We start from the raw sequence: 13,475 nt of genomic DNA, 5'->3' as shown, positions 1-13,475 counted from the left end.
TCAATGGAGGAGACACCATGAAAAAACGCTTAGTTGCCCGCGCCATCGCCGGCGCCGTTGCCATCGCCTTCCTGCCGCTGGCAGGCCACGCGCAGGCCCAGGACACGATCAAGGTCGGCGTGATCGCCGCGCTGACCGGACCGTTCGCCAATATCGGCAAGCCGTTCGAGGACGGCATCCGCACTTACCTGCACCAGCATGGCGACAAGGTAGCCGGCAAGAAGATCGAGGTGATCTACCGCGACGACGGCGGCTCGAATGCCGACCACTCGAAGCGTGCCGCGCAGGAACTGATCGCCCGCGAGAAGGTCGACTTCCTGATCGGCTTCTCGCTGACGCCGAGCGCACTGGCGGTGGCGCCGCTGGCGACCCGCGCAAAAACGCCGATGATCGTGATGAACGCCGTCACGACCGGGATCACCGACAAGTCGCCGTACATGGTGCGCACGTCGATGACGATGCACCAGATGACGGAACCGTTCGGCACCTGGACAGGCAAGAGCAAGGTCGGAAAAGTCTACACCCTGGTCAGCGACTACAGCACGGGTGCCGATGCCGAGGCCAAGTTCATCAAGGGCTTCAGCGAGGCGGGCGGCAAGGTAGTGGGTTCGGCGCGCGTGCCGCTCGCCAATCCCGACTATTCGCCATTCGTGCAGCGCGCCAAGGACCAGAAGCCCGATGCGCTGTTCTTCTTTGCTCCCGGCGCGGAAGACGGCACGGCGCTGCTGAAGGCATTCACCGACAAGGGCCTTGACAAGGCCGGCATCAAGTTCCTGGGCGTGGGCGACATGACCAGCGATACGCCGACGCTGGCGGCACTGGGCGAACGCGCGCTGGGCGCCGTGACGGTGCTGAACTATTCGACGGCGCTCGACAACGACGCCAACCGGGCATTCCTGAAAGCGTATGCGGCGGCCAATCCGCAACGGCCGGCGGCCACCTTCGTCACCGTGGCGGCCTACGACACGATGGGCATGATCGCCGAAACGGTGCGCAGGCTGGACGGCAAGGTGAGCGGCGACGCCGCGATCAAGGTCCTGGCCGGCATGAAGTGGAACAGCCCGCGCGGGCCGATCAGCATCGATCCCGCCACCCGCGACATCGTGCAGAACATGTACATCCGCGAAGTGAAGAAGGTCGACGGCAAGCTCGTCAACGCGCCGATCGGCGTGCTGGAGAACGTCCCGCCGCGGTGACCCCGCTGCTGGAATGAAAATATAGTTGTGAAATGTGAGCTTTGGAGAGTTTTCCGAAGCTCGCTTTCTCTTATCGTAACGGGCTTTGCAACGCCACGACAGGAGAGACCGGTTGGACACGCAGGACAGGATGGAAGCGCACCCCGGGAAGGACGCGCAGCTCTACACCCGCCTGGTGCGGCGCCTGGAACTCGACTCGCACGCGGATCCGGTGGCATTCCGCCGGCGCGTGAGCCTGATCGGTGCCGCGGCCATCGCCGCCATCGCCATCGTGCCGGCGCTGCTCGTGCTGCTGTCGGTGCTGGCCGCGCGCTACGCGCTTGCCGCCCACATCGGCGCGGCCGCCATCAAGCTGGCCTTGCTGGCCCTGCTGCCTCTGGCTGCGCTGCTGCTCATACTGCGCACGCTGCTGGTCCGCATTCCGCCGCCGGCAGGGCGCCGCCTGACGCGCGTCGAGGCACCGGCACTGTTCGACATGCTTGAAAAAATCCGCATGAAGCTGGGTGGTCCGCGCATCGACCATGTGCTGGTCGACGACCGCTACAACGCGGCGATCGCACAGCGCGCATGGTTCGGCCTGGCCGGGCTGCCGGGCCTGCTGGGCCTGTCCCGCGGCGGCACCAGTTACCTGATGCTGGGGCTGCCGTACATGCTGGGTGTGCCCACCAGGGAAATTGCGGCGACGGTGGCCCACGAGCTTGGCCACCTTTGCGGCAATCATGGCAGGTCCGCCGCCCGCGTCTACCGCCAGCGGCTGGTGTTCGGCGCACTGCACGGGCATGTGCGGGCGCTGGCCGCGGACAGCATGTTCCACCGCGGCGTCGCGGCCGTGCTGGACCGCCTGATGCCTTACTACAATGCGTACACCTTCGTGCTGGCCCGGCAGAACGAATACGATGCCGACCGCGCGGCCAGCGACGTGGCGGGCAGCGTGGCCAATGCCCAGGGGCTGGTGCGCGACACGCTGCAGGCACGCTGGATCGCGGACGCATTCTGGCCAACGCTGCTGCGCCAGGCGGACCATGCGGCGCGCCCGGCTTTCATGCCATTCGCGGCAATGGGGACGGCACTGAAGGCGGGCTACGCGCAGTGGGCGCAGCCGGCCGCGCTGGCCGCGGCGCTGGCCGAGCGGTCCGGCGTGCACGACACCCATCCCTGCCTGCGCGAGCGGGTCGATGCCATCGGCGAGCGGCCCGCTCTGCCGCGGCCGGTGGAGCGCAGCGCGGCCGACGTGCTGCTGCCGGCGGAGACCCTGCGCACGCTGGTGCGCGAATTCGACGACGCGTGGTGGGCGCACGCCGGGAGGCACTGGCAGGCACGGCACCGCGAAGCGAGCCGCGACCGGCTGCGGCTGGCCGAACTCGCGGCGCAGCCGCTGGCGGCACTGTCGCCGGCCAGCCTGTACGAACTGGCCTTGCTGCGCGCGGAACTGGAATCGCCCGCGGCGGCGCGCGACGTGCTGGTTCACCTTCTGGCGCAGCCCGGCGGCCCGTTCCCGCGTGCGGCCTATCACTACGGCTGCATCCTGCTGGCCGACGGCAGCGACGCGGGCCTGTTCCAGCTCGAGGCGGCGGTGGCACACGACCGCACGCTGGCCGACGCGGCGATCGCCGAAGGCTGCGCCTTCCTGCGGCGCACGAAGGGCGAGCGGGCGGCGCGGCTGTGGCGCGACGGCCTGCTGCCGCGCGCGGCCTGACGATATACTGGCATGCCCTACTGACAAGGAGAAACGATGAGCGCTTACCTGGTGGTGGTCGATACGCTGGCCGACTGGGAAATCGGCTACCTGGCGGCGGAACTGCACAGCCGCCGCTTCTTTGCCAATCCGCTGGCGGATTTCAAGTTCAGCAGGGTGGGGCTGACCACCGCGGAAGTGACCAGCATGGGCGGTACCACGCATGTGCCGGACCTGGCGCTGGCCGACCTGGCGCTGCAGCCTGGCGACGTGCTGGTCCTGCCGGGCGGCGAGCGCTGGGACCAGCCGGAGCTGCGCCCGGTGCTGGAGTTCGCGCGCGATGCGCTGGACGCGGGCCACAGCGTGGCGGCGATCTGCGGCGCGGTCGACGGCCTGGCCAGCGTCGGCGCGCTGGACCAACGGCGGCATACCAGCAACGACCTGGGCTTCCTCAAGCAGGCCTGCCCGGCGTATCGAGGCGAGAAACTGTACCGGCAGGAGCCGGCCGTGCGCGGCGACAACCTGCTGACCGCCACGGGGCTGGCGCCGCTGGAGTTTTCCGCCGAAGTGCTGAAGATGCTGAAGGTATGGCGGCCGGAGACCATTCGCGCCTGGTACCAGCTGCACAAGACGCGCAAGGAGCGGTGGTATCACGCACTGGTGGCGTCGATGACGCCGCCGCCGGCATGACCGGGACGCGTCGCCGAAACATCAAAATTCGGTCCGGCCCTTGGCGATTTTCGTAATTGCCGAGCGCTGGCGATCGTTGGAGAATCTGCGCGGTGCGCCATGCCGGCGCGCCCCTTCTCCAGGATCGTCATGAAGCCATTCACGCAGTCCGCGCGCGCTGTCGCTTTCGTTCTCGTTCTCGTCTCGTTCCCGCTTGTCTCGATTCCGCTTTCGGCCCAGGAGAACCAGCCTGCCGCCGCCGTTCCGGCATATGCCGTGAACGGCACTACCGGCGCGCCGCTGGGCGGCTTCGGCGCCGGAGCGGTGAAGTTCGATGCCAATACCGGCACCTTCGCAGCGATGCTGCGTCCGCCCGCCGATGCCTACGATTTCGAGCGCCTGAAGGGGGCCGGGTTCGCGCTGTACACGCAGCGGGCCGGCAAGGTAGCGACCGTGGCCACGCTGAAGGCCCGGCAGGTCGGCGGCCGGCCGGATGACGATGCCATCTGGCCGCTGCACCGCGTGAACTTCGGTTCGACGGGCGACATCGCGGTGGCCATGACGGCCTTCTCGCCGTTCGACCGGCGCGATCCCGGCCGCATGAGCCTTCCTTACGCTTTCTACGAGTTTACATTGACCAACCAGGGGGCCACGACCGCGGAAGCCGCGCTGGCGCTGCGCCTCGATGCCGGTGGCGCCGCGCTGCACGCCGTCGCCGGCAAGGGCTTCAGTTCCAGGGCCTGGTCGGTGTACGGCGCGGCGGATGGCAAGCCGGCACTGGTCAGCGCCGGCAACGAGGCCGGCTTCCTGGCGCGCGGGCAGGCGGGCGACATGCCGGCCAGCGGCGCGGCCGGCACGGCGGTCAAGGTGCGGCTTGCGGCAGGGGAGACCCGGCGTGTGCGCTTCGTGCTGGCGTGGTACGAGGATTCCGATCCCGAACGTTCCTGGTACCTGGGCCAGCACCGCGATTCGTCCACCGTGGCCGATGCCGGCCTGGCGCATTTCAGCGAACTGAAGGCCAATGCGGAGGAGCTTGTCGACCGGATGCGCGCCTCGAACCTGCCGGACTGGCTGAAGAACCAGACCCTGAATACGCTGGTCAACCTGGCGACCAATTCGATGTACAAGAAGGATGGCAGGGTGGCGTTCGCCGAAGGGCAATGGACCTGCTTCGGCACGATGGACCAGATGTGGCACGCACGCCAGATCGTCGGCCAGCTGCTGCCGTTCTTCGCGTGGGAGGAGCTGCGTTATTGGGCGCGCACGCAGATGATGAGCGGCCAGATCCACCACGATACCAACAAGATGGACGTCGGCGCGGACCGCGCGTTGCGTTCCGTGATGGTCGACTGGGACGATACCGAGCATGCCGATTACCGCAACATCGTCAAATGGGTGGACCTGAACGCAGGCTTCATCATTTCGGCCTACGAGACCTACGAGGCGACCGGCGACCGGGCCCGCTTCGATGCGCTCTGGCCAAACGTGAAACGGGCCGCCCAGCGCATCCTCGACCAGGTGGAGCAGTACGGGAACAAGGATTACCCGTACACGTTCGATCACTCCGAGAACTCGTACGACGCTGGCGGCGACCCGAATCCGTTCAATGCCAGCCTGTCGGCGGTGGCTTACAAGCTGATGACGCGGCTGGCGGCGGAGCGGGGCGAGGAGGCGCTGGCGGAACGCTACCGGCTTGCCTACGACACGGTCGTCGCATCGTTCCGCGCCCGCTACCTGAACGAAGCCGGTTTCAAACTGGGCAAGCACAGCGAAGGTTACTTCGGCGGCCAGTGGCTGGCGCTGAACATGAAGCTCGGCGAGATATGGACGGCAGCGGACCAGGACTTCGTGCTGGGCAAGCTGAACGACTATTACCAGCCGTACTACCGTGGCCTGGGCTATACCGACGGCACGTACGACGAATGGACGCCGTACATCGTTACCCATTACGGCGGCCTGCTGCTGAACAGCCGGCGTGCCGGCGAATGGGCGGTGCTGCAGAAGGATGCCTACGAACGCCAGTACCTGGACCGCAACCACGTGTTCAATCATCCGCTGAACATCCTGCCGCTGGTGAAGGCGCCGGTACCGGTGGCCACCGAGATCCGCAGCAAGAAGCAATACATCAGCATGCCCGCATTGTGGCGCAACTATTACGATATCGTCGGCTACCACCGCGATGCGCGTAGCAAGGCGCTGTGGCTGAAACCCGTCGTTCTGCCGGAAATGAACGGACGGATGACGGATGCGCTGTACGCCTCGCCGGACGGCTACGGCACTGTCAGCGTCGTGACCAGCGGCCGACACGGCCAGCACAAGGAGCTGCTGTTCAAGCCCGATGCGCCGCTGGAAGTCGGCACGCTGCACCTGGCGGACGATTTCGGCGGCGACGTCGCCGTGACCGTGAACGGCCGCAGGCAGGACTACCGGCGCGCCGGCAGCGGCTATGCGAAAGAACTGCTGGTGGACTGGAACGGCACCGTGGGCAGCGAGGGCCTGAGGATCACGGTATCCGGCGCACCGGGCGATGCACCGCCGCCATTGCCGGCCAGGTCCAGCCGGCCGGCGCCGGTCGATTCGAAGAGCCTTGCGAAGATCGATCCCTACAGGTCGGTGCAGGCCTCGAAGGCCGGCAAGTCGGCCGGTACTTCCGTCGAAGTCGACACGACCGGCCGTTCCTACGTCGCCTCGATCAACAACTTCGACTGGCTGCAGTTCTCGCGCGTCGATTTCGGCAAAGGCGGCGCCACGAGCTTTTCCGCGACGGTGTCGGGCGCCGTGCCCGGTGCAAGCATCGAGATCGTGCTCGACGACGTGGCCGGCGACGCGGTCGGCTCGCTGGTCGTGCCTGCCGGCGCGGAGGGCAAGGACTGGACCACGGTCACCGCGGCGGTCAGGAAGGTCACCGGCGTGCACAACGTGTTCCTGCGCTTTTACGGCAGTTCGCAGGACAGCCTGATGAGCCTGGACCGCGTGACGTTCGGCGCGGCAGCGACCGCCGCCGGTGCTGGCGCCGCGCCCCGGTAGCGCATTCCGATACCGGCGGCCGCGCGCCGCGTGCCGGTCGGCGACGCCGCCGGACGGATGATGACGACCAGGTTGAGGTGACGGCCGGAATGGTGCTATCGTGTCGAATAACTAATAGTAATTCGACAGGTATCGGCCAGGCCGCCAGCACGCCCGTCTTTCGGATGCTGCGTCCGGCGCCGGCCTCGTCGTCTCAATCCAACGATCGGGGAGAGCTGAACGTGAAGAACCTCTGCCGCACCTCGCTGTCGACGTTCATCCGCCTGGGCTCCGGCATCGCGATTGCCGCGATCCTTGCCGGCTGCGCGGATTTTTCGGCTGTCAGGACGTACGCCGATGACACCCGAAAACTGGGAACCTCCTTTGCCGCGATAGCCGATACCCCGCTCCGCCTGTGCGAGGCGCAGTTCATGATGCAGGAACAGACCCGCGACGCCCCTGTGGCGTTCAGGATCGCGGATGTGCAGGCGCGCGCGGCATCGGACTGCGCGCCGCTTGCCAAAGACAGCACCCATATCCTCAGCCTGGTGACATTGCTGGACAGTTATTCGGAAACGCTCGCCGCGCTGGCGGACGAGAAATTGCCCAGCTATACCGCGGAACTGAAGGGGCTGGGCGAGGCGGTCGACGAACTCAAGACCCGCTCCGGCGAGCCGGTCGTGCCACCGGACAAGGCGAAGGCCGTGATCACGCTCGGCAGGCTGGTGTCCCGGCTCGCCACCGAGCGCGTCGCACGTGGCGAGATCCGGGAACTGCTCGAACAGAGCGAGGCCGTGAATGCCACGACGGGTGCGCTGGCATGGTACGCCACGTCGATCACACGTCCGCAGATCGACACCTACCTGCAGAGGGCCAGTATCGCCATGGACGCGGCGCTGCCGCGTTTCGAGAAGGCCGAACCGCTGGCCGTGCGCATGTACGCGGTCACGCTGCTTGGCGAGCAGGAGCGCGTGAAGAAGCTTGGGACGGCAAACGAAGCGTTGATCGCCGCGCTGGCCAGGCACCGCGAAGCCACCCTGGCCCTGCAGGCAAAAATGGATCAGCGTTAGTGATGGCTGGCTGTAGCCCCACAGTCTGTAGTCCGACAGTCTGTAGGCCGACAGTCTGTAGGCCGACATTCTGTAGTCCGACAGTCTGTAGTCCCAATTATGTGCGGAGGAGACCGGCATGAGCACGAAGGAACTGACCGCGGATGAGCTGGCCGAACTGGCCAACCGCTACACGAGACTGTCGACGCAGCTGTTCGAATTTCGCGTGACCCATACGCTGACAGCGGAGGAGGAGCACCTGCTGCGCGTGGATTGCGAACAGAAGCTCGATGCGCTGGCCAATGTGCTGCGCGGCCAGGCCATCGCGCTGGTCGTCACGGATGCCGGGCTGAAGGCCGGCGCCTTGCAGGCGGCGCTCGCGTCGGCCGCGCAAACGCTGGAAAAGCTGGACAAGGTGCGTGACGTGATCGGCCTCGTCACCAACGTCATCGCCCTTGGCGGCGCTGTGTTGTCCGGCAATGCCAAGGCCATCGTCAAGGCGCTGAAGGCGTTCCGGCACGACGACGAGGACGACGAAGACCAGGACGAAGCAGACGCTTCCGCGTGAGCGCCGTCGCGCCGCCATGCACGGCCGGTTGTCTTTCGATAACACCAGGCTCGGCCGGGCTGCGACGAACCGCGCGCCGGCTGCCCCGAACCCGCTGTGTTCTACCCATTTGATCATGGAGTCCATCATGTGCACCACACCGCACCGCCATTCCATCCATTGCATCCTGCCGCCCCACATGCTGGCGGAGATCGCCAAGAACGGTACCGAGCCGCAGCGCAGGTTCGCGATCGATACGCTGTCGGTCGATAACTCCTTCCGTAACTTCCGTGCCACCAATGTCGTCAGCGGCACGCAAAAGGCCATGCTCGCCGCGATGCCCGGCACGACCACGGCATTGAAACGCACCATCTACGATGCCAACAACGAGCAGGCGCTGCCCGGCAAGGTCGTGCGAACGGAAGACTCCGCCGCCAGTGGCGACGCCAGCGTGGACGAAGCCTACGACGGCCTCGGCGCCACGTACGAGCTGTTCTTCGAGGAGTTCAAGCGCAACTCGATCGACGATGCCGGCATGCCGCTCGATGCGACGGTGCACTACGACGAAGACTACGACAATGCTTTCTGGAACGGCAGCCAGATGGTGTTCGGCGATGGCGACGGCACCTTGTTTACCCGGTTTACCGCGTCGATCGACGTGATCGGCCATGAGCTGAGCCACGGTGTCACGGAAGTCGAAGCGGGCCTGGTTTATGAGGGCCAGTCCGGCGCGCTGAACGAATCGATTTCGGATGTGTTCGGCTCGCTGGTCAAGCAATACGGCCTGAAGCAGAAGGCCGACGAGGCGGACTGGCTGATCGGGGCCCAGCTGTTCATCGCCCCCGGCCCGAACCGGCAGGCGATCCGTTCGATGAAGGCGCCCGGCACGGCGTACGACGATAACGTGCTGGGCAAGGACCCTCAGCCGGGACACATGGACGATTATGTCGTGACGGTATCGGACAACGGCGGCGTGCATATCAACTCCGGCATTCCGAACCGCGCGTTCTACCTGGCCGCCGTGGCGATCGGCGGCCATGCCTGGGAACGCGCCGGCCGGATCTGGTACGACAGCCTGCTCGATGCGCGCCTTAAGCCGAAGTCGACGTTCCGGGCGTTCGCGAAACTGACGGTGTCGAACGCGGACAAGCTGTTCGGTGCCGGCGGCGCCGAGTCGAAAGCGGTGAGCCAGGCCTGGAAAGATGTCGGCGTACTGTAGCCACGGCCCGGCACGAAGCGGCCGCCCGTGTACCCTGCGCTGTGGGGCGCTGTAAAGGGGGGAGCCATGCGCATAGAAGTATCGATGGAAGGCGGCTTCGTCGCGGCGCCAGGCCTGGCGAAGCCGATCGTGCTGGATACCGCGAGCCTGCCGCCCGGCGAAACCGAAGCCTGCGAACGGCTTGTGCGCGAAGCCGTCGCGGACGCGGGCGATGCGGCCGCGCGCCCGCAGCCGCTGATGCGGGACGGCCGCAGCTACCGGATGAAGATCGATCTCGACGGCCGCACCGTTTCACTGGACACTGCCGATGGCGCCATGTCGCCGGCCTGCCGCCAGCTGCTGAAGCTGGTGCGCACGCACGGTTCGCGCTAGCGGCGAACCGGTAGCGTATTCCGATACCGCCGGTGGCGCGCGGCGCGGCTCCGCCACGAGCGCGTTTGATTCTTCGCAAGCTTGAACGCGCGCCTGTCACGCTGGCGCTGGCCGTCTTGTGCCTGCTGCTGTGCGGGACCGGCGAGCCCATGGCAGCGTGGCTCGCCTGGGACCGCACCGCCATCCTGCAATTGCCGCGCTTGCTGCTGAAGCCGATCGACGGTCCAGATTCGGTCAGCCATATAAATCTTATTACCGCTTGACGTTGACGTTACGTCAGGCAATACAATGAAATTATGGCTGATCTACTTGACATCACTGAAGTCACCCGAATGACAGGGCTGACAGCGCGGGCGCTCAGATTCTATGAAGCCAGGGGGCTTCTGCAACCTGTGCGAGATTTCTCCGGACGCCGACAGTACGGGACAGCGCAGCTCGAAGCGCTACACCGCATCATGGCGATGAAACGTGCCGGGTTAACGCTGGCGCAAATTCAATCCATGACTGCAGGCCCGCGCCCCGACCTGCATTCGATCGTGGCTGCCCAAATCCAGGTACTCGAGGCGCGCGAGCGCGAAGTCGCCGCTGCGAGAGGGTTGCTTGCATCCATTTTGTCCCGCATCGAGCGTAGCGAGCCAATCGATGTCGCGACATTCTGCTCGGTGATACGACAAGGAGAAAACGCGATGTCTCAAGTAAAACTCGATGCACTGGCTTCCCAATACATGAGCCCCGAGCAAAACCTGGCGTTCAAGGAAGCAGTGCAAGCGCTGCCGGCCGACTTCGATGCCGAAGCCCATGACAAGAAGTGGCAGGCGCTCAGTGCGCGGATCAACGCAGCGCTTCCACTCGATCCAGCGAGCCCCGCTGCCCAGGCCTTCCTTGATGAATGGAATGAACTGGCTGCGCCATACATCGCCGCGTGTTCGGCAGAGGCGTTAGAGGGCGTCAGCAACATGCATGAGCACATCGAGGAATGGGATCGCGAAGTCGACGGGCCATTCGATGCGGAAGTGTTCAGGTTTCATCAGGCGGCGCAGAGGGCACGTGACACCATGCACGGACCAGCAGATCGATAGGGCGCGAAATGCTTAATACATCGAGCAGCCTTGTAGCAGGCCTGATAGCCTGGATAGCCCTTGCGGCTATTGGTAACCTGGCACTGCGCCTCGGTATGCCAGGTTACGCGCTAGTCGAACCGACCATGCAGTTCTCGTCAATGATGCTCTGCATGCGCTTGTTGGTGGGCGTGGCCGCAACGCTGACGGCGGGAATGCTCGCGGGATACCTCGACCGATCAGTAAATGCTGGCCTCCTGCTGGGAGCATTGTTCGTGCTGTTGTTCGGCGCAAATCATGTACACCTTTGGAACAAATTCCCTGTTTGGTTCCACCTAACTTTCCTCGCTACACTGCTGCCCGCTACAGTAGCCGGAGCCAACGTGGGCAAGCAAATGCGCAGACAGCGACTTGCATGTCGGCAGCCTTCGCAGCGAATATAGGCCATTGTCGATCGGTTAAGCTACCTGCTCGTCGAGAGCAGGTAGCAATCGCTCGATAACCATTTCCTCAGCAGCGAACGTCGCTTGCAGATCATTGCCCCGTTCTTGGCCGAATCGGCCGTTCGTCGCAGCATAGCAGGTCGAAGAACGGTAAAGTCCACAGACGGTCACCACAGGGAGCTGTCGCCCCATAGCGCACTCTTGGTGCCGATTGATGGCTTCTATGATTCTCGACTGCTTGTTACTTTCGTGCACGGCTTTTCGATAGCACGGCCGATACTAAGGCGCCGATAGCGGCTCCCATTGCTACTCCTGGGCCAATTCCCAAAGCAATATTGCCTAAAACAAGACCAAAGAGAACGCCAAATACCACTCCCCACATCATCCCAAAGCTTATGCCAAAGGCTATATATTTACCCTTCTCTTGATCCTTAGCAGCTGACATCAATTCTCCTCCATCGTCCAGAAATCATAATTTGAATCAGCGCTGACCTACGCCAAAATGCCTGCTCTTGGTCGAACCGCCTCTCGCAGCAGGATAGCAGGTTGCTAGAACGAAAACTCACGAACTGTCACTACCGGCAGGAATCGCCCCGGAGTGGCCGTTCAGTGACAGATCAACGGAGCATCGGTTAGGCGACGACTTCCTCAAACTGGCCTGGGAACTGCTCCCGCAGCGCTCGAGCCAGCGCCTGTACGCTACCTCCTGAAAGAGTGCGGTATCCCGCGATCGACCGTTTCTCCATCTGCGACAACGGAAAAAGGGAATAAAGACCGCCAAAAATACGGGCGTCTCGACAAGCGGATGCCCGAGGTCAGGTTTCGCTGGAATGACCGTCTCTGTGCCTGGGCATTGACAAAGAGGTCAGAGTGGTCTCATCGATGCGGACTAGCCGTGTCTTCGATGACAGTCTTAAGCTTAGCTACATGGCACCCATATCATATTATAAACAACCCCCCGAGTATTAAAACGGCGATAACCTGTATCTAAATGTTCCGGCACATCAATGCTTGCCGCAGCTTCCATTTTGAAAGTGTGTGATTTTTTCCAAAACCATTTTCAGTTGCATAAAAAGCCAACTTCCTTTATTATTTTTTATTTCCCCACTAAAGGATCCTAACCCATGAAACGATCCATTCGCTCCGCTGTCCTGCTTTGTTGCGCCACTGTAGCAGCGCATGCGCAATCCACGCCTTACGAATTCGTATCCCGTGTTACTGGCAGCACTGATCACTTCGCGTTAAACTATTTACCCGGGGATGGCGAATTGCCTTATTATCCGAATGGCGCCACATTCGACATTACTACACGGGCACTGATTGATTATTCAGCAGGCTCATATATATTTGTGCCCGAGGTCAATATCGAACTGACGATCTCGGCGAATGGGGGGCCGGCGCTCACGAAAACATTGACCGGGTCACTGAAGCTTAGTAGCAGGGCCAACGAATCCGGCACCGTCTCGGTATGGCAATCGGTCACGGGCGGTGGCTTCAACTTTTTTTCGTTAGACCAGTATTTCGAGACCTACTTACCGGCGGGAGCCGCTTACACAGGCCTGCCTACGAACGTGCCTTTCGGTCCCACTGCGGGCTCCCTGGACTATAGAGTCACTGCCGATCATCAACAAATCCTCCTCAACTTGATTTATGCGGATTTCGAAAACAGTTCTTTCACGCTTTCCCCGGTACCCGAGCCAACTACTTGGGCGATGCTGGCGGCAGGTATGCTGGTCACTGGATCGGCACTGCGCCGGCGCCGTTCCGGCCAAGACAGCGGTGGACGCGGCGTCGTTCATGAGCAGGCGTGAGTCATGGACCTGAGCGCCTGTGATTTGAACTACCAGGGGCAGGCCCGCTGATCGACTAGCAGCTAGTATTTGCAGCCGAGCTTGCCGCGATCGGTCGGGTTCTGGCCGGTATGTTCACCCCAGCCGGGAGCGGTACGCTCGCTGCATGAATGCAGGTTCGATCCCACATGATCTGGTCATACTCTCTAAGGTGCCGCAGGACCGGCTCGTGGACGCGCTGCTAAACACCGGCTTGCATCCCTTGGTAATAGCGGGCACGTCCCATCGATAGGGCCAGCCGATGTACCTTGACGTTATAAAACCTTGGGGACCACCCAACCATTCATGTGTGAAAGACCGCTTCTGGCCGATTTCGGCCGGTCGGCCCAGCATGACATGTTGCCACGCCGAAAACTATGGCCTGGCACGACAGGAAGGTGTCGCCCCAAAG

12 protein-coding genes are annotated in these 13,475 nt (G+C 63.6%); 11 read left to right on the top strand and 1 reads right to left on the bottom strand.

Features of this window, described 5'->3' with window-relative positions; all coding sequences use genetic code 11:
• The first annotated feature begins 17 nt into the window (after window positions 1-17).
• The 10 genes from ACY34H_RS16575 to ACY34H_RS16530 all read left to right on the top strand — a co-directional run bounded on the left by ACY34H_RS16575 (window position 18) and on the right by ACY34H_RS16530 (window position 10,812).
• Window positions 18-1,196 (top strand): ABC transporter substrate-binding protein, encoded by a 1,179-nt coding sequence (locus ACY34H_RS16575; protein ID WP_464978567.1) that lies wholly within the window; start codon window positions 18-20, stop codon window positions 1,194-1,196.
• 112 nt (window positions 1,197-1,308) lie between these two features.
• Window positions 1,309-2,892 (top strand): M48 family metalloprotease, encoded by a 1,584-nt coding sequence (locus tag ACY34H_RS16570; protein ID WP_464978566.1) that lies wholly within the window; start codon window positions 1,309-1,311, stop codon window positions 2,890-2,892.
• A gap of 36 nt (window positions 2,893-2,928) precedes the next feature.
• Entirely contained in the window at window positions 2,929-3,561 is a 633-nt protein-coding gene (locus tag ACY34H_RS16565; RefSeq protein ID WP_464978565.1) for a DJ-1/PfpI family protein, read from the top strand.
• 129 nt (window positions 3,562-3,690) lie between these two features.
• Window positions 3,691-6,567 carry a carbohydrate-binding protein gene (locus tag ACY34H_RS16560; protein ID WP_464978564.1) on the top strand — a complete coding sequence of 959 codons (2,877 nt, stop codon included), beginning with the start codon at window positions 3,691-3,693 and terminating at the stop codon, window positions 6,565-6,567.
• 221 nt (window positions 6,568-6,788) lie between these two features.
• Entirely contained in the window at window positions 6,789-7,616 is an 828-nt protein-coding gene (locus tag ACY34H_RS16555) for a hypothetical protein (RefSeq protein ID WP_464978563.1), read from the top strand.
• Window positions 7,617-7,734: 118 nt separating this feature from the next.
• Window positions 7,735-8,163: a hypothetical protein gene (locus ACY34H_RS16550; protein WP_464978562.1), complete on the top strand. Its 429-nt coding sequence runs from the start codon at window positions 7,735-7,737 to the stop codon at window positions 8,161-8,163.
• Window positions 8,164-8,290: 127 nt separating this feature from the next.
• Complete coding sequence (locus ACY34H_RS16545) at window positions 8,291-9,361, top strand: M4 family metallopeptidase (protein WP_464978561.1); 1,071 nt, start codon at window positions 8,291-8,293, stop codon at window positions 9,359-9,361.
• A 66-nt stretch (window positions 9,362-9,427) separates the two neighbouring features.
• Complete coding sequence (locus ACY34H_RS16540) at window positions 9,428-9,733, top strand: protealysin inhibitor emfourin (protein WP_464978560.1); 306 nt, start codon at window positions 9,428-9,430, stop codon at window positions 9,731-9,733.
• Between the two features lie 65 nt (window positions 9,734-9,798).
• Window positions 9,799-9,996, top strand: coding sequence for a hypothetical protein (locus ACY34H_RS16535; protein WP_464978559.1), 198 nt, complete (start codon window positions 9,799-9,801; stop codon window positions 9,994-9,996).
• Between the two features lie 33 nt (window positions 9,997-10,029).
• A complete protein-coding gene (locus ACY34H_RS16530; RefSeq protein WP_464978558.1) occupies window positions 10,030-10,812 on the top strand; it encodes a MerR family transcriptional regulator in 783 nt (260 codons plus the stop codon).
• Window positions 10,813-11,475: 663 nt separating this feature from the next.
• Here the strand turns inward: ACY34H_RS16530 and ACY34H_RS16525 are convergent.
• Window positions 11,476-11,679, bottom strand: a complete 204-nt coding sequence (locus ACY34H_RS16525; protein WP_464978557.1) for a hypothetical protein — start codon at window positions 11,677-11,679, stop codon at window positions 11,476-11,478.
• 679 nt (window positions 11,680-12,358) lie between these two features.
• On the opposite strand from ACY34H_RS16525, the gene ACY34H_RS16520 reads away from it, so the two are divergent.
• Window positions 12,359-13,045: a PEP-CTERM sorting domain-containing protein gene (locus tag ACY34H_RS16520; protein ID WP_464978556.1), complete on the top strand. Its 687-nt coding sequence runs from the start codon at window positions 12,359-12,361 to the stop codon at window positions 13,043-13,045.
• Window positions 13,046-13,475 lie beyond the last annotated feature (430 nt).

The sequence above is a fragment of the Pseudoduganella sp. jia 9 genome (assembly GCF_055502615.1).
Note: the sequence above shows the minus strand (reverse complement) of the source record. Positions and strands in the feature narration are given on the sequence as shown.

Coding starts and splice junctions, on each gene's coding strand:
- ACY34H_RS16575 (WP_464978567.1), top strand. CDS start 18: ATGAAAAAACGCTTAGTTGCCCGCGCCATCGCCGGCGCCGTTGCCATC.
- ACY34H_RS16565 (WP_464978565.1), top strand. CDS start 2,929: ATGAGCGCTTACCTGGTGGTGGTCGATACGCTGGCCGACTGGGAAATC.
- ACY34H_RS16560 (WP_464978564.1), top strand. CDS start 3,691: ATGAAGCCATTCACGCAGTCCGCGCGCGCTGTCGCTTTCGTTCTCGTT.
- ACY34H_RS16550 (WP_464978562.1), top strand. CDS start 7,735: ATGAGCACGAAGGAACTGACCGCGGATGAGCTGGCCGAACTGGCCAAC.
- ACY34H_RS16545 (WP_464978561.1), top strand. CDS start 8,291: ATGTGCACCACACCGCACCGCCATTCCATCCATTGCATCCTGCCGCCC.
- ACY34H_RS16540 (WP_464978560.1), top strand. CDS start 9,428: ATGCGCATAGAAGTATCGATGGAAGGCGGCTTCGTCGCGGCGCCAGGC.
- ACY34H_RS16530 (WP_464978558.1), top strand. CDS start 10,030: ATGGCTGATCTACTTGACATCACTGAAGTCACCCGAATGACAGGGCTG.
- ACY34H_RS16525 (WP_464978557.1), bottom strand. CDS start 11,679: ATGTCAGCTGCTAAGGATCAAGAGAAGGGTAAATATATAGCCTTTGGC.
- ACY34H_RS16520 (WP_464978556.1), top strand. CDS start 12,359: ATGAAACGATCCATTCGCTCCGCTGTCCTGCTTTGTTGCGCCACTGTA.